Origin of the sequence: Mycobacteroides abscessus ATCC 19977 (assembly GCF_000069185.1) — a bacterium.
In the GTDB taxonomy this organism is placed as follows: domain Bacteria; phylum Actinomycetota; class Actinomycetes; order Mycobacteriales; family Mycobacteriaceae; genus Mycobacterium; species Mycobacterium abscessus.
In genome coordinates this window covers 4,356,206-4,379,710 of the sequence record NC_010397.1, presented here as the reverse complement: position 1 = coordinate 4,379,710, position 23,505 = coordinate 4,356,206, and the positions used below count along the sequence as shown (strand labels likewise).

The following is a 23,505-nucleotide window of genomic DNA, read 5'->3' as shown; positions in this document are numbered from 1 at the left end:
CACAGCAGATCACCGGTTGTAGGGCATCTCCTGCACCCAGTTGAACCCGCGCTCCACGAGCGGGAACGAGGCCGGATCCATCCTGGTGACGCGCAGATGAATCTTATGCCCGGCGTAGTCGTCACCGTCGACAATCATCTGATCCGGTTGCCCGGGCCACCAATACGTGAGCCTGATTCGAGTCGGGGTCTCCTTGTAGGTGCCCAGTTCAATTCGATGACTCAGATCGATGAAGTGTCTACGCGGGTCGATGGTGCCGCCGTACACCTCGAAGGAATCGTCCATGCGCTGCACCGTCACCATCACCGGGGCGGATACATGGAATGGCCTGTCGAATATCACTCTGCGCCAACGGATTTTGTCGGTCAACAACGGGTCACGCGAATAGCCCTCGGCCGAGAAGGTCTCCACCTGCCAGATGCCGTACAGATTGGGCGTGGGTCTGGTGAATTGCTGCCAGCCCTGCGCGCCGAATGCGGCGAGCAACGCCACGCCCAGACACACCTGCGCGATCAGCGCGATCCGGTTGGCCCGGGGCCTTGTGAACAGCTGCGTGGTGGCGGCCGCAGGCACCGCACGATCGGTGAAGAACGCCGTCAACAACCGTCGCGCGTAGGGGGCCAACAGAAACAGGCTCAACAGCAACAATTGGGAGGAAACGGTTTTCAGCCGGATGTCGTAGGTCATGTTGAGCAGGAAGACCTGCGTCAAGTCCACGACGCACACCAGCGCCCCGGCCGCCGTGGTGCGGGGCAGCAACAGAAGCAGACCACCGAAGACCTCGGCCAGACCAAGAACCATCTGATACGCCGGTGATATCCCGACCTGCGCCCACAGCACACCGGTGGGGCTGAAATTCCCGTACGGCTCGACCAGGCGGTTCAGCACGAAAGGCATCTGCGTCGGGATGACCTTCGCCATTCCGAAATAGAACATGGCCGCGGCGAGCACCAGCCGCAGCACTGCCCACACCCACGGCTGTAAGCGGTCATAGCGCCGGCGGTCCCGGTCCAGCACCGTCCAGATGGCCGTCGCCACAAGCGCCAGGCACGCGATGCAGAACAGTGCCGTCCACTGAAAGGCGCTGTCGCTGCCGACCTGGGCGCTCTGCACGCGAAGGCCCAGTAGATGTTCGCCAATCCATGCGATCGGCCCCCGTGCGGCGTGGAAAATTTCGCGGATGACCGACCACGGCCCGTCGACGCCTGCGCCCTTCAGGACGACGGGAATGAGGCCGACCGCCACCACCAGACCGAACGCCCCGAAATAGCAGGTACCGAAGCGAAAACCGATAAGCGCCGCGGCACCCCAACCCGGCCCGGTGCTGTCGTCGCCGACCGGGTCGCGCGGGCCGGTGTCCCCCTGACTGCTCATCACCCCATACTCCGGATGCGTCGGGGTTTGCTCAAGCGTTCGGGCGGAAGTGGCCTCGGGCACGGCCTCAGCAGACGCCCAGATAATCCCTGTAGCCTGCCTAACGATCTGTAAACCGTACTGACATCCCGAGGTGTTTCATGACCGTCCGTCAACTACTTACCGCGTCTGCCATGGCCTGTGCCTGCGCGCTCAGCTTCCCGGCGGCGGCGCACGCGGATGACAAGACGGTGACCTACGAGGTGGTCTCGACCACCGTCTCCACGGCCAACGTCCAGTACTGGGACGGCACCGAGATGCAGCCCGCCGACGGCGTCACCCTGCCGTGGAAGGTCGACGCGACCGTCGGCGATATTTCCCGCGGCGCCAAGACCCCCAATCACGCTGAGGTCAAGGCCAACTGGTCTGCTTCCGCCGACCCCGACTCCGCGGTGACGGTGCGCATCTACCTCAACGACAAGGTGGTCTGTCAGAGCGTCACCGGTACCGGTGAGACGGACTGCAACTACGCGACCTTCTCGACCTACCTGGATACCGCCCCGCCTAAGGCGTAATCCTGTCGATGTGCTCGAGGAAGTGCGTGAGCACCGCCTCGGGTGCCTCGATCTGCGGCCAGTGACCAATGTTGTCGTCGAGCAGCACCACATCGGGGTCGTGAATGACCTCGAGATAGCGCTCGGCCATGTGTAATCCGGAATTGGGGTCGATCGGCCCGTCGATCATGCGCATCGGCACGGCGGTTTCACGCATGGCCCGCACCCACCGGCTGCGGTTGTCGTAGCGGTCGTTGATGAAGCGGCCCACCTGGTGGGTGACACGGGCGCCGTCGTTGTACTCCAGCACCTGCTGAAACAGCGACAACAATCGCGGTGACGGCTTGGTGTCCGGGCCGAACATCTCACTCACGGCGGCGTCCATGATCCGGCGCGTCACCGGGGTGCCCTGGAATCGGCTTACCAAGTCGCCCAACGGTGTTCGCGACATCAGCGTTTGTGCGATGCGGGGGCGGTAGGCCTCGATGAACAGGCCGCCGTTGAGCCAAGTCACCGAATCGATGGGCACCCGGCCACGTGACTGCTGCTCGAACTCGAAGCGCGCCAACATCTCCTGGCCCACAGAATTCCCCAGGTCATGGGTCAGCAGATGAAATCGCTCGATGCCCAGATATGAGAGGAGCGCCTCGTGCATATCGGCGTGATCGAGCACCGAGTATCCGTATTGAACGGGCTTGTCAGAGAAACCCATGCCGATCATGTCCGGCGCGATAACGGTGAACCGCTCCACCAGCGTGGGCCAGATGAGCGCCCAATCCCACGAGTTGAACGGGTATCCGTGAATGAGTAGCAGCGGCGGCCCGCTGCCCTCGACCCGATAGAAGATGTCGAATCCCAGGTAGTCGAAGTAGTGCCCGGCGGCTTTCCATTCTTCGAGCTCAGCGTCCATGGCCGAAATATACCGATCGGTCCGCGGCGCTGTCTGTGGTGAAACCGTTGCCCAACCTTGAAGGATTCGAGAACAACATCGGCCACGATGGAACCGTGTTCCGTCTTCTGACGCTGCCCTGCGCGGCGCTACTAGCCCTGGCTACTGTGCTCCTCGCGGCTCCCGCCGGCGCGGAGCCCTTTGTGCCCTGGTTCGCCCAGTCCGTCGGCAACGCCACTCAGGTGATCGCGGTCAACGGTGCCGGTGGCTCCAACGCCAAGATCGACGTGTTCCAGCGCAACGGCAGCCAATGGCAGACCGTGTCGACGGGGATTCCGGCGCATGTTGGCTCGGCAGGGTTTATCGACAAGGCCAAGGAAGGGGCATCGGCCACCCCCAACGGCGTCTACTCCCTGGACTGGGCCTTTGGCACCGCGCCGCCGCCACCCAGCGGACTGCGCTACCTGCAGGTGGGGCCCAACGACTGGTGGGACGGAGACAGCAACAGCCCCACCTACAACACACACCAGCAGTGCGCCAAGGCCGAGTGCCCGTTCAACACCGCACAGAGTGAGAACCTGCCGATCCCGCAGTACAAGCACGCCATCGTGATGGGCGTGAACAAGGACAGGGTTCCCGGCGGGGGCTCGGCGTTCTTCGTGCACAGCACCGACGGCGGCCCGACCGCGGGCTGTGTGTCGCTGGATGACGCCACGCTGGTCAAACTGATCGGCTGGCTGCGTCCCGGCGCGGTAATAGCCATTAAGGGTTAGTTACTAACAGGCGTTTTCCAGCTTGGGCGATCACCATGAATAGGTGCGCCCGATTCGACTGTTACCGCTGAGCCTTGTGCTCCTTGCCGGGGCCTGCGGTGCGACGCCCGTGCAACCGGTTGCCGCCGTGCTCCCGGCACCGCCGCCACCGTGGTTCGCCGACTCCGTCGGCGCGGCGCGGCAGGTCGTGGAAGTCCAGGGGAGGGGTGGCACCAAGGCCGTCATCGGTACCTGGCAGCGAAAGGGTGATGCCTGGGAACCCGTCGAACGGGACCTGCCCTCCGACGTCGGCTCCGCCGGGTTCACCGACGTTTCCAGTGACGATAATCCGGCCACACCGACAGGAGTGTTCAGCCTCGACTACGCCTTCGGCACCGAGCCATCGGTCGCGCACGGTCTGGACTACCTGCAGGTTGACGCCGACGACTGGTGGGACGGAGATCCTGCCAGCCCTCACTACAACACCCACCAGCGCTGCGCGGAGTCCGCATGCACCTTCGACACGTCTCTGAGTGAAGAACTCGACGGCTACCCGCGCGCCATCGTGATGGGCGTCAACAAATCGCGAGTACCAGGGGCCGGCTCCGCGTTCTTTGTGCACGCGACCGACGGCGGCCCCTCAGCCGGATGCGTGACACTCGACGACGCCGCGCTGGTCCGGCTCATCGGTTGGCTGCGGCCAGGAGCCGTCATCGCCATCAGGCGCTAGTGCCGTGCCCAAGCCTCTTCACCCAAGCGGCTGATCGGTAGGCTCGTCGCGTGCTGCTGTCCGATCGCGATATTCGCGCCGAGCTCGACGCCGGCCGCCTCGGCATCGAACCCCTCGACGCCGCCCTCATCCAGCCATCCAGCATCGACGTACGGCTGGACAGCCTGTTCCGGGTGTTCAACAACACCCGCTACACGCATATCGACCCCAAAGAGCGTCAGGACGAGCTGACCAGTCTGGTGGAGCCGGCCGAGGGCGAGCCATTTGTGCTGCACCCCGGTGAGTTCGTACTGGGATCCACATTGGAGGTCTGTTCCCTGCCCGACGACCTGGCGGGCCGGTTGGAAGGCAAGTCCTCGCTGGGACGCCTGGGCCTGCTGACCCATTCCACCGCCGGATTCATCGATCCCGGCTTCTCCGGGCATATCACCCTGGAGCTCTCCAACGTGGCCAACCTGCCCATCACCCTGTGGCCGGGCATGAAGATCGGGCAGCTGTGTCTGCTGCGCCTGACATCGCCGGCCGAGCACCCGTATGGAAGTGCCGGGGTAGGGTCGAAGTACCAGGGGCAGCGCGGTCCGACCCCGTCGCGCTCCTACCAGAACTTCATCAACCCCTAGCTGGGGTAACGCGGAAGCGCGCCAGCCCGATACATAATCGGCAATGACTCGAACTTTTTGACGGCCTTGGCGCGTTTGTTCGTGTGACCGTGTCGATATGTAGCGGAGGATCTGACGTGGACGTCGTGCTGGGTGTCTCGATGACACCGACGACTGCCCGCCTGGTGCTGGTCGAGGGAGCGGGCGCGGACGGCAGGATCGTCGACACCGACACCATCGTTGTTTCCGAGGGTGAGGGAACAACTTCCGAACAGGTGCTCTCGGCGATCGTGGGTACCCGCGACGGAATGCTCGACGGTGGCCACAATCTGGTGTCCACCGGTGTGGTGTGGAGCGACCACGCCGAGGCCGCCGAACTGCGTGACTCCCTGGCAAGCCGCGGGATCGACGGCGTCGAATTTTTCTCGGCGCTGCATGCCGGAGGAGCCCTGGCCAAGGCCGCCAGCAGTGTCACCGGATATGACAAGTCGGCGCTGTTGGTGATCGAGCCGCAGACCGCGACGCTGGCGGTGGTCGATTCCGCCGACGGTTCGATAGTCGGCCTGGCCAGTGAGCCGCTGATCACGGGAGTCACCTCGGGGGTGTTGGCCAATCTGGTCAATCCGCTCAAGGGCAAGGAAAACGCCCCCGACGGCGTGTTTCTGTTGGGGCTGGGCACCGACGTTTCCGATCTGGCCGAGTCGCTGGGTGATGCGATCGCGCTGCCAGTGAATTCCCCGGACCAGCCCGAGCTGGCATTGGCCCGCGGTGCCGCGCTGGCCTCGGCGCAGGAACCCGATTTCGAAGCCAGCACCGCGCTGCTGGGACAGGCCTACTCGCTGGAGGGACCCACCGGAACGGGGTTTGCGCACCCCGATGCGGTTACCGAAAGCGCCGGGGAAGCCAACACAGAGCTCCGTGAATTCGAGGATTTCGATGACCAGCCGGCCGAACGTAAGCCGTTCTTGCTGGTCGGTGCGCCGCTGCTGCTGGTTTTCGGTATCTGCTCGATAGCGCTTGCCGTTTCGCTGACGGTGACGGTGCGCTCCACGGTGGATCAAGGGCCATCGTCGCCGGACCGCGGCGTGGTGCAGAATCCGTTACCGGCCGAGGCGCCCAAACAAGCCGCGCCGCCGCCGTCCCCGGTAGAGGCACCGGCGCCCGCGGTCTCGCCCGCCCCGGTGCAGCAGGTGGTGGCACCGGCACCGCAGCACAATCCCGCACCGGCGCCCAAGCAGGTGGCCCCCGCGCCAGTCCAGGCCGCCCCACAGGCGCCGGCCCCCGCACCGGAGGCGCCGGCACCGGCCGCGCCGGCTCCCGTACCCGAAGAACAGCCCGCGCCGGTGGCACCCCCGCCTGCCGTGGTGCCGGTACCGATCCCGTTGTTCCCTCCGGTATGGGAGCCGCCGCGCCGCCAGGAGAATCCGTGGTGGCCGGACCGCGACCGTCCGAGGTACACGCCGCCCGCCCAAACACAGCAGCCGCCGATCATCTCCATTCCTGGTCTGCCGCCGATCGGTGGTGGTGACTCCGATCGCGGGTCCCACGGCGGCTCACGCGGTGGCTCGGGTCGTGGTGGCTGGGGCGACGACGGAGATTCCCGTGGTGGCTCCGACAGCGGCTCGCGGGGTGGCTGGGGCGACAACGGCGGTTCCCGCGGCGGCTGGGGTGACAGCGGAAGTTCCCGTGGTGGCTCCGACAGTGGCTCGCGGGGTGGTTGGGGCGGCAATAGCGGCTCGCACGGCGGCGGATCCGGCGGCGGCTCGAACTCGGGATTCCCCTGGCCGTTTGGCGGGCGTTAATCCCTGATTCACAAGGGTTTTCGCCGTACACCCGGCGTTAGGACACCGATGGTGCGGCGTATTCAGGTTGCTAACCCTGGCGGCCTATATAGGCAGTATGAGATGCACCGTATTCGGAACCGGGTACCTCGGAGCCACCCATGCCGCATGCATGGCCGAGCTGGGCCACGAGGTGCTCGGCGTCGACATCGATCCGGGTAAGGTCGCCAAACTCTCGTCGGGCGACATCCCGTTCTACGAGCCCGGACTGCGAAAGATCTTGCAAAGCAACATCGCATCCGGACGCCTGCGCTTTACCACAAGCTATGCCGAAGCCGCCGAGTTCGCCGATGTGCACTTCCTGGGGGTCGGCACCCCCCAGAAGAAGGGTGAGTACGGCGCGGACCTGCGTCACGTCCACTCGGTGATCGACACCCTGGTGCCCCTACTGTCGCGCTCGGCGGTGATCATCGGCAAGTCCACGGTTCCGGTCGGCACCGCACGCGAACTGGGCCAGCGGGCCGCAGGATTCGCGGCAGCAGGAGTGGACGTTGAGGTGGCCTGGAACCCTGAGTTCCTGCGTGAGGGCTACGCCGTCAAGGACACGCTGCACCCCGACCGCATTGTGCTGGGTGTGCAGCGGGATTCGGACCGCGCCGAGAAACTGGTGCGCGAGTTGTACGGGCCGATCCTCGATGAAGAAGTTCCGTTCTTGGTCACCGACCTGGAAACCGCAGAACTGGTGAAGGTTTCGGCCAATGCCTTCCTGGCCACCAAGATCTCGTTCATCAACGCCATCTCCGAGGTATGCGAGGCGGTGGGTGCGGACGTGACCACGCTGGCCGACGCTCTGGGCTACGACCCGCGAATCGGCCGGCGGTTCCTCAATGCGGGGCTGGGTTTCGGCGGAGGATGCCTGCCCAAGGACATCCGGGCGTTCATGGCGCGCGCGGGCGAACTGGGAGCCAGTCACGCGCTGACCTTCCTGCGCGAGGTGGACAGCATCAACATGCGGCGGCGCACCCGCATGGTGGAGCTGGCGACCAAGGCATGCGGCGGATCGCTGTTGGGCGCCAATGTCGCGGTGCTGGGCGCGGCGTTCAAGCCCGAGTCCGATGATGTCCGTGATTCACCAGCGCTGAACGTGGCCGGACTGTTGCAGCTTAACGGCGCGGCCGTCAACGTCTATGACCCGAAGGCACTGGAGAATTCGCGCCGCCTGTTCCCGACGCTGAACTACGCCACCTCGGTTCTGGAAGCCGCCGACCGCGCCGACGCGGTGCTGCTGCTCACCGAGTGGCAGGAGTTCGTCGACTTCGATCCGGATGCGCTGGCCAAGGTGGTGCGCACCAAAGTTATTGTGGACGGGCGTAATTGCCTGGATGCCGCCAAGTGGGTCAACGCCGGATGGCGAGTGTTCTGCCTGGGCAAGCGAGTGGAAGAGCTGGCCCACACCTGACCCGCATTCCCGCGAACATGCTCAAACGTGCGGAATTTCGGCGAATTCCGGCACATTTGAGCATGTTCGGCAAGGGGAAGTGTGCTACTGGCGGTAGCTCGCCAGGAAGTTACCCAGGCGCTCGATGGCGACGGCAAGGTCGCGGGCCCACGGCAACGTGACTATCCGAAGATGGTCCGGCTCAGGCCAATTGAAGCCGGTACCCTGCGTCAGCAGGATCTTCTCGTTGAGCAGCAGATCCAGCACGAGCTGGTCGTCGTCGTGGATATGGTGCACCTCGGGGTCCAAGCGCGGGAACGCGTAGAGCGCACCCTGCGGCTTGACGCAGGAGACACCGGGGATCTCGTTGAGCTTTGTCCAGGCGACATCGCGCTGCTCCAGCAGGCGACCGCCCGGTAGCACCAGATCCTCGATGCTCTGGTGTCCGCCGAGGGCCACCTGAATCGCATGCTGGGCAGGAACATTCGGGCACAGTCGCATATTGGCCAGCAGGTTCACGCCTTCCAACAGGCTGGCGGCGTGGTCCTTGGGCCCGGTGATAGCAAGCCATGCTGACCGGTAGCCGGCCACTCGATATGCCTTGGACAGGCCATTGAAGGTGAAACACAACAGATCCGGCGCCAGTGACGCAACGCTGATGTGCTCGGCGTCGTCGTACAGGATCTTGTCGTAAATCTCGTCGGCCAGCAGCAGTAACTGATGCTTGCGGGCCAGTTCGACCATCTTCGTGAGGATCTCGCGGCTGTATACCGCGCCGGTCGGGTTGTTCGGGTTGATGATGACGAGGGCCTTGGTGCGCTCGGTGATCTTGGATTCCAGATCCTCGATATCGGGCATCCAGCCGTTGGTCTCGTCGCACAGGTAATGCACCGCGGTGCCGCCGGCAAGTGAGGTCGCGGCGGTCCACAACGGATAGTCGGGCGCCGGGATGAGCACCTGGTCGCCGTTGTCGAGCAGCGCCTGGGTGGTCATGGTGATCAGCTCGGATACCCCATTGCCCAGAAAGACGTCGTCCACATCCAGGTACGGGAACCCGTCGACCAGTTCGTAGCGGGTGACCACCGCGCGCCGGGCGGGCAGGATGCCCTTGGAGTCGGAGTAGCCCTGTGCGTAGGGGAGCGCCTGGATGATGTCGCGCATGATGACATCGGGCGCCTCGAATCCGAACGGCGCGGGGTTCCCGATATTGAGCTTGAGGATGCGGTGCCCCTCAGCCTCGAGCCGGGCGGCGTGCGCGTGTACCGGACCCCTGATTTCGTACAGGACGTCTTGTAGCTTGGTGGACTGCGCGAAGACCCGCTGGTGCTGCCGCGGCGAGAGGCCGGGCACGCGCGGGGGCACGTCAATCGGCAAGTTATCGGTACTCACGGTCTCAATGGTGGCATTGCTGTCCAGCCAATATCTAATTTCGGCGGCCTGGACGGCGTGCTCCCGGGGCGATACCCAGTCCCTTTACCGGCGGCTCGGGTGTGCTGCTGGTCTCGGGGGCCTCATCCTTCGGTGCGGAAGTGGCCGGTTCCGTGGGTTCGGGTGCGGTAGCGGGCTGGGCGGGTTCGGGAGCGGATTCGGTGGCGGGGGCGGCCTTCTTGGCTCCGGGACGACGCGCGCCGGCAGCAATGCCGAGACCCTTCACCGGGGGCTCCGCGACTGCGCTCGTTTCGGTGGCCGTCGGCGCCTCGGATTCGGACGGTACCGCCGCAGCCTCAGGTGCGGGCGCGGCGGGTGCCGCAGGGGCGGTCTTCTTGGCGCCGGGTCGCTTGGCGCCAGCCGCCATGCCCAGCCCCTTGACGGGCGGAGCGGGGGCAGCAGCTGCCGCTGGAGCCTGCGATGCCGGTGGGGATGCCGAAGCCGCAGGTGGTGTGGCCGCGCTGGTTTCGGCCGTGGCCTTCTTGGCGCCGGGTCGCTTGGCGCCGGCCGCCATGCCCAGTCCCTTGACGGGTGCGGCGGGTGCGGCCTCAGCGGTGGGCGTCGCGGTGGAAGCTTCCGCTGTGCTGTTTTCGGCGGCGGTCTTCTTGGCGCCGGGACGCTTGGCTCCGGTGGCCATGCCCAGGCCGGAGACGGGCTTTGCCTCCGCGGCCGGAGCGGCGGCTTCGGCCTTCGTTGTGGCCGGTGCTTCTTCTTCGGCGACAACGGGTTCGGGTTCTGCGGTCTTGGTGGCGGCGCGCTCTGCAGCCGCTGCCGCAGCAGTTCCCTTGGCGGGCAACGCCTTCCGAATGTCTTCCGTGCGTCCCACGGACTCCAGTAGGAGCTGCGCGACGTCGACGACCTCCACGGCGGCGGAATCGTCACGAGCGGTGACACCGTCGGTCAACATGACGCGGCAGAACGGGCAGCCGGTCGCGATCTTGGATGCCGGAGTGGACAGGGCCTCATCAACACGATCAATGTTGATGCGCTTACCCAGCTGCTCCTCCATCCACATGCGAGCACCACCGGCGCCGCAGCACATGGAACGCTCGCCGTGTCTTGGCATTTCGGTGATAGCGGCACCAGAGGCGCCGATCAGCTCACGCGGCGCGGTGTACACCTTGTTGTGGCGGCCCAGGTAGCACGGGTCGTGGTAGGTGACATCCTGCGAAACCGGAGCAACCGGCACCAGCTTCTTGTCACGCACCAGCCGGTTGAGCAGCTGCGTGTGGTGCACCACCTGGTAGTCGCCACCGACCTGTGGGTATTCATTGCCGAGCGCGTTGAAGCAGTGTGCGCAGGTCACCACGATCTTGCGCTGTTTTTGCTCCACGCCCTCGAACACCGAATTGAGCAGCTCGATGTTCTGCATGGCCAGCTGCTGGAACAGGAACTCGTTACCGGCGCGGCGAGCGGAGTCACCGGTGCAGGTCTCGTCCGCGCCCAGCACCAGGAACTTCGTCCCGGCCAGGGCCAGCAGCTCGGCGACGGCCTTGGTGGTCTTCTTGGCGCGATCCTCGTAGGCGCCCGCGCAGCCGACCCAGAACAGGTACTCGAAGTCGGCGAAGCTGTCGACATCCTGGCCGAACACCGGCACGTCGAAGTCGACCTCTTCGATCCAGTTAAGACGGTCCTTGGCGTTCTGGCCCCAGGGGTTGCCCTTATTCTCCAGATTCTTGAACAGCCCCGCGAGCTCGCCGGGGAACTCCGACTCGATGAGCACCTGATAGCGGCGCATGTCGATGATGTGGTCGACGTGCTCGATATCGACGGGGCACTGCTCCACGCAGGCACCGCAGGTGGTGCAGCTCCACAGCACCTCGTGATCGATCACGGCACCTTCGCCGCCGACCAGCTGGCGCTCGCCCTCGGCGATCTCGGCCTCGCTCAGCTTGGACTTGTCCTCACCGGCAAGCAGGTAGGGGGCCTTGGCGTAGGTGTGATCGCGCAGCGAGGTGATGAGCAGCTTGGGCGACAAGGGCTTGCCGGTGTTCCAGGCGGGACACTGGCTCTGGCAGCGGCCGCACTCGGTACAGGTGGTGACGTCCAGCAGGTCCTTCCAGCTGAAGTCCTCGACCTTCCCGGCACCAAACGCATCGACATCCGGGTCGGCGCTCTCCATCTCCAGTACCTTGCCGCCGGACATCATCGGCTTGGCTGCACCCAGTGCGACGGAGCCGTCTGCATTGCGCTTGAAGTAGATGTTGAAGAAGGCCGCGAAGCGGTGCCACGCAACACCCCAGACCAGCTTCCGTCCGACCAGCAGCAGGAACAGACCGCCGGACATCATCTTGATGAACGCGAAGACCGACACCATGATCGGGCTCTCGGGTAGCAACTGGGCGACATTCATGGTGAAGAAGTCGGACGAGGGATGGCTGTTGTGGAAGGTGGCGATCTTGCCCGACTTCACCAGGACCATGCCGAGGCCCTCGACCAGAACGATCATTTCGATCGTGTACGCGGCGAAGAAGTTGGAGCCGCCGAAACGCGACAGCCGCTCGGGCTTCCGCGGGTGGTTGAGCTGCCGAATGATGATCAGGGTCACGATGCCGATGACCGTGCCGATACCCAGGAGCTCGTCCCACAGGTGCCACAGGAAGGTGTCGCCGATGATCGGCCAATGGAATTCAGGGTTGAAGGTCTGGCCATATGACTCGAAGTAGAGCGGGAAGCCGCCCAGGAAGCCGACCATGACCAGCCAGTGCGCCCAGCCGACGGTGCGGAACTTGTTCATCCTGGTGTGGGCGACCACCTCGACGATGAGCTGCTTGAGGCGTGGCAGGAAGGGACGGAAGCGAGTCCTGTCGGGCTGGCCCGAGAGGATCACGCGCACCATCTTCACGACGCCGCCGAAGAATGACCCCCATGCGACCAGGCTGAAAATGACGCCGATGATCCCCAGCGTGATCGTCGCTGTACTCACGGTGCTGACCTCCCGGTCCCGATAAGTTACCCGTCAGTAACAAGTGTAATGTTACTGGCCGGTAACTTGTGTCCGATGCCAGGTCATCGTCGCATTGACAGGGCCGAAAGTCCTAGTCAGGCTTACCTAACCCGTCTCCCGGGTGAACTTTCTCGCACTTACGGGGTCAGGATTGCCCGCAACATCGAGAACATGTCGGAGCGCGATTCGGCGCCCAGACGCCGACGGATGCGTGCGACATGATGCTCGACCGTCTTAGCCGAAATGAACAGTTGCGCACCGATATCGCGATAAGGAAGGCCGCGCAGCAGCAGTTCAGCGACCTCGCGCTCGCGCTCGGACAGTCGTGTGGACGTCGGCGAATGCACCGCCGAGGAGGGTGTGGACTCGCCGTCTGCCGCGGCGGACGGCGACCGGAGATCTCGCGCGAGCGCCAGCATCGAGGCCGCGACCTTCGGGTCGTTCGCGTGCAGTGCGGCCTGACTGGCCAGGCGGGTGGCATCCCAGCCCAGGCCCGTGTCGGCCAACATGCGCGCGGCGCTGTCCACCTCCTCGCCGTCCACGTGGTTGGCGAGCACCCGCAGCCAGGTGCGCCCGGCGGTCGCCAGTATGCGCGCGTAGGTACTGGAACCCGCCCCCGCGGCGAGAGCCTGCCCGTGCGGCGCGAGAGTCTCCGGGGAGTTGGTCAAGATCGCGGCGTGTACACCCGCCCACCTCAGTGGCGCGGACCAGGCGATCGGGTCGCCGAGGTGCGCCAGCACCGCGAAGGCGCGATCCAGATGATGGGTCATGACGTCCAGGGTCCGCAGCCTGGCCGCCGCCACCCACAGCTCGCCGACCGGAAGCAGCGTGTAGAGGTCGATCGAATAGGCCGACAACGCATCCATGGAGGCTTGCCAATGCTGGCGCAGCGGACCGGTATCGCCATGACGTCGCGCGATGCCGGTACGTAGTGACTCGGCGAACAGGCGGTCCCGGCGGGACAGTTCTACTTGGGCCCCAGGCAGCCATTGAACGGCGCCAGACAGGTCGCCGGACAACATGGCGATCCAGGCCGCCAGGAGGCGGTGCCGCACGCCGAATACGTCGTGGCGCCGATCGGCGCGGATCGCGCCGGTGAGGATGCTGCGAGCCCGTGCTGTGTCGCCGCTGTGCAGCATGGTCAACGCCGCAAGCGCGACGGTGCTATCCGGGATGAAGGACGACGTGGACGGCTGTTGAGTGACCGCCTGCCCCAACAGGGACAACGCTTCCTGGCCGCGTCCCTCAACGGACGCGATGACCCCCAGTGCGGCGTTGCGCTGTGCGGTGGCTGATGTCGTCGGAGGTGCTCCGACATTGTCTTCCAAGGACTTTCGCCCCTTTGCCAGCTGCCCCGTGCCGACGAACACCGGTGACGCACTCAAGGCGGTCAGACCATCCATATCGGCGCCCAGCCAGCTGTACAACGCGGCCGCTTGTCCGGAATCCCCGTTGTGGCACGCGATCGCAGCCGCCACGCGTACGCCTGCGGTCCGTTGCGCGGGATCCGTACTGGCGAGCACCTCGTCGGCCTGTGCGGCGGCCGCTGCCAGATCACCCGCGCGGGCCAGAGATTCGGCCAGGGGCACCCGTATCGGGTCCGGCTCGGCACCCGCGGTCAGTGCTGCCCGGTAGAGATCAGCGGCGCTCAAGGGGTCGGATTCGGTTGTTGCCCAATTCGATAGCAGCCGCGCAACCTCCAGGTCGCGCAGTCCGTGCCCCACCAGTGCCAGGGCCAGGTCGGCAGAAACCGAACCCATCTCGAGCTGGGTTCGCAGCAGCGAACGTTCCAGATCGAGATGCCGCGCCGCACCGAGCAGCCGGGCGGCGCAACCGTGCACCCTGGCCGCAAAGGCGACGTGGCCTGGCCCGGCGATCAAACCACTCGCCAGTGCCTCGTCGACCAGGTCGGCCGCATCGGGGAGAGCCAGTGCCGCAGCGACATCGGAAGCTCCGATGCCCGGGTTCAACGACATCAACAACACTGCGGCCTGGGCCATGGGCGACAACCGGCGTAGCAGTTCATCTACTCGCGTATCGATCGCGCGCAGTGCCGATTGAAGCGGATCGGGGTCGCCCAGGCGCTCTACCGCGGCTGCCGTCAATGCCAAGACGCCGCCGCTCGCTGCGGCGATCTGCTCGGCGAACGGCGCTGCGAGCGGCGACATTCGACCGATATCGGTGGCGTTGACCGGGCCCAGGGTGATCGCCGGCGATTCGCGCTCCAAGGCCTGAAAAAGGGAGCGCAGGGCCGGATTGCGCCGAGGTGCGGCGGCCACCACGATGATGGCCGCCGGATCGTTCTCGACGACCGCGCGCAGGGTTTCGAGCTGGCGATCAGTCAGCGAGTCGGCGTCATCGATGACGAATGGGCCGGTGTTTGGGCCGGGCGCCGCTTCGGGGACATGGTTGACGGCGGGGGTGCCGGCACTGCCCAGCGCTTCGCGGATGCGGCTCAGCACGAAGGTTTTTCCGCTGCCTGCCGTGCCGTTGACGAGCACCTTCACGGCATGGCCCGCGGATAGCGGCCCGGTGATAGCCGTTATCGCCGAGGCGATTCCGTCGAATGTCCCGGACATCCCGTTATCGCGCGGGGTGTTCAGTTGCGCGGACCGATCGGAATCGGGGGCAGCCCGGGGATGGTGATCGCCGGGCGCGACGTGGACGTGGGTTGTGTCGTTGTGGTTGTCGGTTGGGTTGTTGTTGTGGTCGGCGTAGTCGTTGTTGTGGTTGTTGTGGTTGTTGTGGTTGTCGTGGTGGTGGTTGTCGTGGGGGGTGTGGTGGTTGTGGTCGTCGTCGGGGGTGGAGGTGGAGGTGGTTCCGGTGACGGGGGAGGTGGTTGCACCGACTGCGTGACGGTGTGGGTCTGCGGCGGTGGCGGCGGTTCCGGTGACGGGGGCGGTTCGGCCGGCGCGTCACCCGTGCTCGGCACCACATTGACACTTGGCGTTGTGGTGGCGGGCGCCGGTGATTCACTGCTGGTCAGCGACACCATCATTCCGGTAAAAGCGATTCCTGCAACGGCCGCCGCCGCGATGAACCACACCAGCGGACGGCGGTACCAGGGCAGCGGCGGATAGTCGTCGTAGTCATCTTCGTCCGCGTACGGGCCGTGGCTGAACCGAAGTTCGGGGCGGGCGGTGGTCGCCTCGGTGGGCCCTTGATACTCGTCGTCGAGGTCGACCGTGTATCCGCTCTGATACCCAGTCTCCTGCAGCGGTGCCAAGTCGGGCGCCGAATCATCTTGAGACCAGGCCAATTCCGGCTCTTCGTTGGCGGCTGCGGCCACCGGGGCGGCGAAGGTTCCGGTGCCGGTCGGCACGGGGCGCATCATGGTCGCATCGCCCGGGGGCTGCTCGACCGGCCGCATCGCGGTGGCGTCTTGTGGCGGCAGGTCCGGCCGAGTCGCGAGCAGGGCCACTCCGCGTGCAGCTGCCAGCTGCGGCTGCGGGGCGGTGATAACGGGTACTCGCATGCGCTCGGAAAGTTGTTGGGTGACTAGGGGAATGCTTGCCCCGCCGCCCACCGAGGCCACCGCGGTGATATTTGCCGGATGAATCCCGTTGCGCTCCACCGTGTCCTGAATCGCGTTGATCAGGTTGGACAATGGGCCGCGTAGGTGACCCTCCAACTCGGCGCGGGTGAGCCGGACATCCGTGGTGATTCCGGGCAGTTGCACCGGCACCGAGGTCGCGGTGTCGCCGGAGAGTCTCTCCTTGGCCAGCCGGCACTGATCACGCAGTCTGGTCAGAGCGCCCACCGATGTGGTGCCTTCGGGATCCTGGTTCAGATCGGTCAGCACCTGGGTCAACAGCATCTGGTCGATCTGCTGACCGGAGAAGTCGGCGAATCGGATGGTCTGCCCGATCTGCTGGAACCCGCGGGCCGCATCGGCGAGCGTGATGCTGCTGCCCGAGCCTCCCAGATCGCACACCACCACGACGCCACGATCAGGTGTGCCCGGCCCCGCGGCCAGCGCCTCCAGGGCTGCGCGCGCGTCCGGGATCAGTTTCAGCTGCCGACCGCCCGGAGCGAAGGCCGGCACACGGTCGATCGCATCCCGCAAGGTGCTGACCGTCTGTGGGCTCCAGTGCGCGGGGATCGATGCCGAGAGCACGGGTGGTGCGGTGAAATTCGCGGAAGAGACGGCGTCTGCGATCAGGACCCGCATGGCCTCGGTCAGCGCCCATTCGGCGCGATGAACGGACCCGTCCGCGGCGACGATGCCGACCGGATCGCCGACCCTGCCGACAAATCCGGTGAGGGTCAAACCCGGTTGGCTCGGGACACCAACCTCGGGCGGGCCGTCCTCATGCAGGGTGAGGATCGAGCTGCGCACGACGGGTTGGCTCTGTGGATCGTCGGGTGTCGCAACCAGTTGAGTGGCGCCGATCGACAGTCCCAGTGCGTTGGCCATACCTATCCGTTCGTTCTACGGTGCCGTGATGTTTCACCCCGCAGCCCAACAGTAGGGGATGACGGACGTCACACCCCCTAATGACATGACATCCCCTAACGCGCGTCCCCCAAGGGGGTGTTGGTGGGCAACGGGTCGCTCCCCGTAGCAGGGGCTTCGAGTGCCTTCTACCATCGCAGATATGGGCAATAACCTGTTGGATTTCGTCATGGCGCTGGTCCGTGACCAGGATATGGCCGCCCAGTACGCGGCCAATCCCGAACGGGTCATTGCCGACGCGCACCTGGACGGTGTCCAGCCGTCGGATGTTTCCGCGCTGATCCCGGTGGTCAGCGAGTCGATGCCGTCAATATCGCAGCTGGCAGCCCATCCCGTGGCGAGCGGCCTGGCGCACGCGACGATCCCGGCCGACAACATCTGGGCAAGCGGCGCGGCGGTTTCGGCATTCGACTCACCATTTACCGCGCCGACGCACGACCCAAGTCTGGACGCGGGTCTGCACGCGGCCACCGACGCCGTTTCGGATCTGTCCCCTCGTCAGGACGCGATCACCGTCCCCGATCAGTCCACCGCACCGACGGATAGCGCGGTGGCGGCGATCGACCAATTCCAGGCGCCGCCACAGTCCACCGACGGTGGGTTCGAGCCGCAACAGTTCGGTGCCGATGCGGGTGTGACCGGTTCTGCGGACCCCGGCCTGCATGATCCGTTCTTCGATCAAGGGGATCTGGGGCATCACCCCGGCATCGGTCATGACCCGGGAATCGACCACTTCTAGCCGTGATCGCCGCTAGGCGCGGCGTGCCAGCACCCGGTCGAGCGACAGCCGGGTGTCGTTGGCCGTGACCGCCAGGAGGAGGAGCCCCCAGCAGAAGGTGGCTGCGAAGGCGCCTCCGTTTTGCATGGGCTCCCAATGCACCTGCAGGTGTTCGAAGAAGTATGCGTAGGCCATCATTCCCGCCGCGAGGACTGCTGCCAGCCGTGTCCGCAGCCCCACTGTCAGCAGGCTGCCCAGTACCAGCTCGAACACACCGGCCCACCAATATGGCCAGTTGAGGAATGGTTCGGGGTGTCCGGAACCGGTGGGGGATCCGCTCCACCAGCCGAAGACCTTCTGAGTTCCCTCCAACAGGAAGATGACCCCGAAAACCAGACGGGCGCCCGTCGGAATCATCCACCCGAGGAGGCGTGCGGCGTGCTGAGGATTGATGAGCGCTCCTTCATTGGTCTGCGAGCATGTTCCGTGCCGAGGCCTCACAAGGTGCAGTACGCCCTGAATAGGGCGACCACCGCAGAGCCCGCGAGAGTTGTTGGGAGCAAGGCGAAGCCGAGCATCAGCCGGGTTCGACCCATCGGTGTGCGGCCCGTGGCTCCCTGGGTGCGCAGCCATAGGAGCCGCACCGCCACCGATTCGCTGGACATGTGCAGCACGCCAGGCACGGCCACCGCTGATTGGCTCATTGCCAGAAGCGCGGCGTGCACAGTGGGTGGCCCGTGAACCCGCGCCGCCGCATCGTCGGCCGCCAGCTCCACCATCAGCCGCACCATTGCCGGCGCACGACGCATCAATGGCAGCATCGGAAGTGCCGCTGCGGCGATATCGGCACACAGCACAGCCGCATGGTGCCGGCCGCGTATGTGCGCCATCTCGTGCTCGATGACTGCGGCGCATTGTCGTTCGCCGAGGTGGCGGACTCCGTGAGTGGCCACCACTGCTCCGCGAGCGCCGCCGAGGCTATAGGCGATTGGCCGCGGATCGTCGATCCAATGGACTTCACCGGAGCGACAGGACGCCGCCCGCAGCATCCAGAAGTGACGGGCACGGCGACGGCGTGCGGAGCGCAGGCTCCGAATCGCCACGACCGCGACCCGAGCCAGGATAGTGAGGGGGAGCAGTGAGATCCCAAGCTGAACAAGGGTTCCGAAGGATGAGTGCGGGACGGTTCCGCTCAGGCAGCCGCCCACCAGCGTCCTGACACCGCTGGTGTCCAGTACATGCGGGAAGAGCAACAACGTGGCGGACAACGTGGTGAGTACAAGGAACGCCAGCAGAGCCCCGAGCCATGTTGCCAGCGCAGCCGCGGGTAGCAATGAAGGACGCACAGTCGGTCCCAGACACGCCGGCCCGGCGACGCCGATGAGGGCGGCACCTGCCATCAACACCAGGGCGACGGTCATGCCAGCCCGCCTCGGCGAAGAATCCTGCGCAGCACCGTGGATTCCTCGGGCGAGGTAGCCCCGGCGAAGTGCAAGAGCACCCCCTCCGCATCGCCACTGGCGGCCAAGACTTCCCGAACCATGCGCGCCGCCGCTGCTTCACGTGTTTCGGCGGCCCGGTACTGGAATGCCCGCCCGACTTTCTCGCGCGTGACGTGTCCTTTGTTGTGAAGGTTGTCGAGAACCGTCATGACTGTTGTGTACGCGAGTGGACGCTCCAGCCGATCCAGGACATCGCGGACGGTCACGGGCTCGGCGGCGGACCACAACAGCTCCATGATCGTCGCCTCCCGCTCACCAAGGCCGAACATGTCACGCATGAGCTGCCTCCTTCTGTCTACCTACGATCATCGGCGTCCTCTCTTGTGCTGTCACTTCGCTTCCGAGCGTCGCCCGCTGCGGTGATGCGGGCGCGCAGCAGACGCATCAGGACTACAACGAATGCGGCGCAGGCGATCCCGAGCGCTACGGCCGCGTTCGGCAGGCCGGCGGTGAGGCTTTGCAACCGCGCCTGTACGTCGTACTGAGTATCGCTGCCGGTGAGTCCGCCGAGCGCAGCCGTCCCGTCGGTAGCAAGGAAAAACACTCCGATCGCGATGAACATCCCGCCGGAAACAAGGTTGGTGGAGTGGGTCCGGAACCTTCCGATCCGGAGCTCCCGTCCCCGGATCCAGCGTCGCTGAGACAGTCCCAACTTCCCCCAGGCGAATGCGAGAACGAACAGGGGCGCTGCCATTCCCAGCGAGTACAACGACATCAGCAGGGCGCCATAGATCGGGCTGGAGCCGATAGCGGCCACCGTCAACACGCTCCCGAGTATTGGCCCGGAGCAGAATCCCGCGAGCGCATATACGGTGCCGAGCAGTAGAACCGACAAACCCGACGACAGGTCGAGACGCGCGGACAGACGTGCTGCCGGGCCGACGCGGAAGCCGATCCCGGCGATGATCGCTACACCGAGCGTCGTCATCAGCAGGCCTCCCGTTGTTGTCACCTGTGATCGGTATTCGGTAAGCAGTGCCCCGATCGCGCCGACGCCCGCTCCCAGCGGCGCCAGCACTGTCAGCATGCCCAGATAGAACAGCCCGGTGCTGCGGAGGAGGAGTCCAGTGCGGTCGAAGGAGTATGCGAAGAACGACGGTAGGAGCAGCGCCGAGCAGGGGCTGACCAATGTCAGAACCCCACCGAGCAGGGCGCCGAGAACTCCGACATCGATCACCGCTGAGCCTGCTCGATGACCGATATGAAGACGTCCAATGGCTGCGCGCCGACCACGGGTTGGTCGTTGATCAGGAACACCGGCGTCGATGCCGCCCCGATCGCCACTGCTTCTTGAATATCTTGTTGCACGGCAGGCAGTAACCGGTCGCTCTCGACTGCTGTCTGGAAGCGAGCCAGGTCCGGGACTTCAGCTTCACGAGCCCGATCAAGGAGGATCTTGTCGGTCAGCTCGGCGTGACCGCGATCCGGTGCATGCCGATACACAGCCCGGTTGAATTCCCAGAACCTGCCTTGTTCAGCCGCTGCTCGACCGGCCTTGGCTGCCTGCACCGATTGGGTGCCAAAGATGGGGAGGTCACGCCATTCGATCCGCAACTTCCCGGTGTTGACATAGCGCTCGATGAGTTGTGGTTCGGTGTCCCGGCTGAACTTGGCGCAGAAAGGGCAGCGGTAGTCCGAATAGATGATCAGCACGACCGGCGCATCGACTGGTCCGAGTGCCAGCGGGTCAAGAGGGCGTAGCCGAGCCAGGCTGCTGCTGTGGCCGGTGACCGTGGGCGAGTCGGTCGATGCGGTGCTTTGACTGCGGTGATCGACGAGCAGGTAGGTGGCCAGCGCGACGATCACCACGCCCAAGATCCCGGCAATCCAGATATCGCGCTTGCCGTTCTCGCTTCGCCGCACAGTTTCCCTCTTTCGATCTACTACCCAACTTAGTAAGTGTCTACTAAGGAAGATAGTAGGTAATTACTAAGTTGGATAGTAGGTAAACCGCCTTGCCTGTTCGGGGTGATGGACCCTGCCCTATTTCGGTGGTGGAGAAATGGCGATACCGCGGCGACCGGCGGCCGTCGCGCCCTGCCCCTAGGCATCCCCTAATCCCCTAATTGGGTGGGCGGCAGACCCCCGTGGGGGGTCCGTGGAGAGGGGGAAGTTTTCCCGTTTTCAGTGCCCTTGCAGGTTCGTAGGTTTGTATTCAGTTCGACCGAACAAACCCGGTTGACTCCGAATTACTGAAGGAGACCCCAATGTCCATCATCGACTTCATCCTCAACCTGTTCCGCGACCCCGTTGAGGCCGCAAGTTACGTTGCCGACCCAGAGGCGGCGCTGGCCAACGCTGGACTGTCGGCAGTCAGTGCCGCACAGGTCGGCGCGGTGATGCCGGTCGTCGCCGAGTCGGTCGCTTCCAACTACGGCTACCAGTCGCAGTGGGTGAACACGGGTAACCCGATCCACGATCTGTCGGGCAACCTGCAGAATTACTACGCCGCACAACCCGATGGACCGAGCATCCTGTCGCCGTCGTTGCTGAGCCCCCGGGACAATGACTTCCTGAGCCACAACGACACCGACTTTGCGAGCCACAACCCGATCGCGAGTGGCAACCAGGTGATGAGCCCCAGTGGGAACGTTGACAGCTTCAACCGCGGTCCGCTGCTGGACCTGAGCTTCGGTGATCTGCAGTTCGGTAATCGTGATACCACCGCCATCGGCGACGGTGCCGTGGCCGTGGGCGGCAGCAACTCCGGTCCCATCGCTTCCGGCCAGGGTTCGACCGCCGTCAACGGCGATGTGCGCGATAGCAACATCATTAATGCTGACCACGGCAGCAATGTCGGTGTGGACCAGAGTCAGACTCGTGTTGGTGGCGATTACACCAACGTCAGCGGCCATGGCTCGGCCGACATCGACAAGAGCGTGACCGTTGTCGACGATCACTCGCAGCGCAACACGACCAACATCAACGATTCGTTCAACACCGACCGCTCGACGAATATCGGCTCGGGGAACACCACCAACACCGAGATTGGCTCACACAACCAGGCGAATATCGGTACTTCGACGAGCGCGGGCGGCTCGGCCGCGGTGGGCGGTAACGCTGGTTTGGCGGGCAATGCTGGTTTGGCGGGTAACGCTGGTTTGGCGGGTAACGCTGGTTTGGCGGGTAACGCTGGTTTGGCGGGCAATGCTGGGTTGGCGGGTAACGCTGGGTTGGCGGGCAATGCTGGGTTGGCGGGCAATGCTGGTTTGGCGGGTAACGCTGGTTTGGCGGGTAACGCTGGGTTGGCGGGTAACGCTGGGTTGGCGGGCAATGCTGGGTTGGCGGGCAATGCTGGGTTGGCGGGTAACGCTGGGTTGGCGGGCAATGCTGGGTTGGCGGGCAATGCTGGGTTGGCGGGTAACGCTGGGTTGGCGGGCAATGCTGGGTTGGCCGGTAACGCTGGTTTGGCGGGTAACGCTGGGTTGGCGGGCAATGCTGCGGTGGCAGGTAATGCTGCGGTGGCAGGTAATGCTGCGGTGGCAGGTAATGCTGCGGTTGGTGGAGTGCTGAACACCGGTGTCAGTGGTGCCATTGGTGGTAGTTCTCATGTTGGCGGCGCCATCAATGAGTCGTTGGGTGGTTCGGGTTCTGTTGGCGGGAGCACGGCTGTCGGCGGTGGTGCTCATACCGGTGTTGGTGGGGGTGTGAGCACTGGTGTGGGTGTTGGTTCTCATGTTGGTGGTGGCATTAGTGAGTCGTTGGGTGGTTCGGGTTCTGTTGGTGGGAGCACGGCTGTCGGCGGTGGTGCTCATACCGGTGTTGGTGGGGGTGTGAGCACTGGTGTGGGTGTTGGTTCTCATGTTGGTGGTGGCATTAGTGAGTCGTTGGGTGGTTCGGGTTCTGTTGGCGGCAGTACGGCTGTCGGCGGTGGTGCTCATACCGGTGTTGGTGGGGGTGTGAATACCGGTGTGGGTGTTGGTTCTCATGTTGGTGGTGGCATTAGTGAGTCGTTGGGTGGTTCGGGTTCTGTTGGCGGGAGCACGGCTGTCGGCGGTGGTGCTCACACCAGTGCCATCAACGATGCCCTGGGTGGTTCGGGTTCTGTTGGCGGCAGCACGGCTGTCGGCGGTGGCGCCCACACCAGTGCCATCAACGAGTCGATGAACAGCTCGATCAATGCCTCGCACAGCTCATCGATGAACGAGTCGTTTGGTTCTTCGATGGGCTCGCATGGTGCGGCCGGTACCGGCTTCGAAGCTCAGGGACATGCCCAGGGCCACGCATCGGAGACCGCTCACACCACTCTGCCGGGTGCCGAGCACCACTAACACCTGGATGGATGCCCCGCACCAGAAAACGGTGCGGGGCATCCGCATGGGCCGCTAACCCGACCGTGCTGGTCAACGGAAATGGCA

At 65.0% G+C, this 23,505-nt stretch carries 19 protein-coding genes; 8 read left to right on the top strand and 11 right to left on the bottom strand.

Annotation, left to right across the window (positions count from 1 at the left end; genetic code table 11):
• Positions 1–9: 9 nt before the first annotated feature.
• Positions 10–1,437, bottom strand: coding sequence for a DoxX family protein (locus tag MAB_RS21810; RefSeq protein WP_005095163.1), 1,428 nt, complete (start codon positions 1,435–1,437; stop codon positions 10–12).
• A 77-nt stretch (positions 1,438–1,514) separates the two neighbouring features.
• Here MAB_RS21810 and MAB_RS21805 point away from each other — a divergent pair, with 77 nt between their 5' ends.
• On the top strand, positions 1,515–1,928 hold the full coding sequence (locus tag MAB_RS21805; protein WP_005080021.1) for an MmpS family transport accessory protein: 414 nt from the start codon (positions 1,515–1,517) through the stop codon (positions 1,926–1,928).
• On the opposite strand, the gene MAB_RS21800 is transcribed toward MAB_RS21805, so the two are convergent.
• Positions 1,918–2,817, bottom strand: a complete 900-nt coding sequence (locus MAB_RS21800; protein ID WP_005078157.1) for an alpha/beta fold hydrolase — start codon at positions 2,815–2,817, stop codon at positions 1,918–1,920. The genes MAB_RS21805 and MAB_RS21800 overlap by 11 nt on opposite strands.
• A gap of 35 nt (positions 2,818–2,852) precedes the next feature.
• On the opposite strand from MAB_RS21800, the gene MAB_RS21795 reads away from it, so the two are divergent.
• From MAB_RS21795 to MAB_RS21775, 5 genes are all read left to right on the top strand, one after another.
• Entirely contained in the window at positions 2,853–3,569 is a 717-nt protein-coding gene (locus tag MAB_RS21795) for a L,D-transpeptidase family protein (RefSeq protein WP_005064102.1), read from the top strand.
• A 43-nt stretch (positions 3,570–3,612) separates the two neighbouring features.
• Positions 3,613–4,278 carry a L,D-transpeptidase family protein gene (locus MAB_RS21790; RefSeq protein ID WP_005114730.1) on the top strand — a complete coding sequence of 222 codons (666 nt, stop codon included), beginning with the start codon at positions 3,613–3,615 and terminating at the stop codon, positions 4,276–4,278.
• A 50-nt stretch (positions 4,279–4,328) separates the two neighbouring features.
• Positions 4,329–4,898 carry a dCTP deaminase gene (gene dcd, locus MAB_RS21785; RefSeq protein WP_005064104.1) on the top strand — a complete coding sequence of 190 codons (570 nt, stop codon included), beginning with the start codon at positions 4,329–4,331 and terminating at the stop codon, positions 4,896–4,898.
• Positions 4,899–5,014: 116 nt separating this feature from the next.
• On the top strand, positions 5,015–6,679 hold the full coding sequence (locus MAB_RS21780) for a DUF7159 family protein (protein WP_005112279.1): 1,665 nt from the start codon (positions 5,015–5,017) through the stop codon (positions 6,677–6,679).
• 97 nt (positions 6,680–6,776) lie between these two features.
• Positions 6,777–8,117, top strand: a complete 1,341-nt coding sequence (locus tag MAB_RS21775) for a UDP-glucose dehydrogenase family protein (protein ID WP_005080026.1) — start codon at positions 6,777–6,779, stop codon at positions 8,115–8,117.
• A gap of 84 nt (positions 8,118–8,201) precedes the next feature.
• Here MAB_RS21775 and MAB_RS21770 read toward each other — a convergent pair whose 3' ends face one another.
• From MAB_RS21770 to MAB_RS21755, 4 genes are all read right to left on the bottom strand, one after another.
• On the bottom strand, positions 8,202–9,512 hold the full coding sequence (locus MAB_RS21770) for a pyridoxal phosphate-dependent aminotransferase (RefSeq protein ID WP_030142800.1): 1,311 nt from the start codon (positions 9,510–9,512) through the stop codon (positions 8,202–8,204).
• Between the two features lie 7 nt (positions 9,513–9,519).
• Positions 9,520–12,450, bottom strand: a complete 2,931-nt coding sequence (locus MAB_RS21765) for a heterodisulfide reductase-related iron-sulfur binding cluster (protein WP_005112277.1) — start codon at positions 12,448–12,450, stop codon at positions 9,520–9,522.
• A gap of 158 nt (positions 12,451–12,608) precedes the next feature.
• Complete coding sequence (gene iniR, locus MAB_RS21760) at positions 12,609–14,978, bottom strand: isoniazid response ATPase/transcriptional regulator IniR (protein WP_031216758.1); 2,370 nt, start codon at positions 14,976–14,978, stop codon at positions 12,609–12,611.
• Between the two features lie 92 nt (positions 14,979–15,070).
• Positions 15,071–16,888 carry a DUF7159 family protein gene (locus MAB_RS21755; protein WP_005112275.1) on the bottom strand — a complete coding sequence of 606 codons (1,818 nt, stop codon included), beginning with the start codon at positions 16,886–16,888 and terminating at the stop codon, positions 15,071–15,073.
• 181 nt (positions 16,889–17,069) lie between these two features.
• Here MAB_RS21755 and MAB_RS21750 point away from each other — a divergent pair, with 181 nt between their 5' ends.
• The gene (locus MAB_RS21750; RefSeq protein ID WP_005095148.1) at positions 17,070–17,666 is read left to right on the top strand and encodes an Rv0340 family IniB-related protein; all 597 of its coding nucleotides are present in this window, start codon (positions 17,070–17,072) and stop codon (positions 17,664–17,666) included.
• Between the two features lie 12 nt (positions 17,667–17,678).
• Here MAB_RS21750 and MAB_RS21745 read toward each other — a convergent pair whose 3' ends face one another.
• From MAB_RS21745 to MAB_RS21725, 5 genes are all read right to left on the bottom strand, one after another.
• Positions 17,679–18,062 (bottom strand): DoxX family protein, encoded by a 384-nt coding sequence (locus tag MAB_RS21745; protein ID WP_005112273.1) that lies wholly within the window; start codon positions 18,060–18,062, stop codon positions 17,679–17,681.
• Between the two features lie 80 nt (positions 18,063–18,142).
• Positions 18,143–19,066 carry a M56 family metallopeptidase gene (locus MAB_RS21740; RefSeq protein ID WP_005095144.1) on the bottom strand — a complete coding sequence of 308 codons (924 nt, stop codon included), beginning with the start codon at positions 19,064–19,066 and terminating at the stop codon, positions 18,143–18,145.
• On the bottom strand, positions 19,063–19,425 hold the full coding sequence (locus MAB_RS21735) for a BlaI/MecI/CopY family transcriptional regulator (protein WP_005080036.1): 363 nt from the start codon (positions 19,423–19,425) through the stop codon (positions 19,063–19,065). Before MAB_RS21735 ends, MAB_RS21740 begins: the two co-directional genes overlap by 4 nt.
• Positions 19,426–19,442: 17 nt before the next feature.
• The gene (locus MAB_RS21730; RefSeq protein ID WP_005112272.1) at positions 19,443–20,324 is read right to left on the bottom strand and encodes a cytochrome c biogenesis CcdA family protein; all 882 of its coding nucleotides are present in this window, start codon (positions 20,322–20,324) and stop codon (positions 19,443–19,445) included.
• Entirely contained in the window at positions 20,321–21,010 is a 690-nt protein-coding gene (locus MAB_RS21725; protein ID WP_005080038.1) for a DsbA family protein, read from the bottom strand. Before MAB_RS21725 ends, MAB_RS21730 begins: the two co-directional genes overlap by 4 nt.
• Positions 21,011–21,354: 344 nt before the next feature.
• On the opposite strand from MAB_RS21725, the gene MAB_RS21720 reads away from it, so the two are divergent.
• Entirely contained in the window at positions 21,355–23,418 is a 2,064-nt protein-coding gene (locus MAB_RS21720; RefSeq protein WP_005114726.1) for an IniB N-terminal domain-containing protein, read from the top strand.
• Positions 23,419–23,505 lie beyond the last annotated feature (87 nt).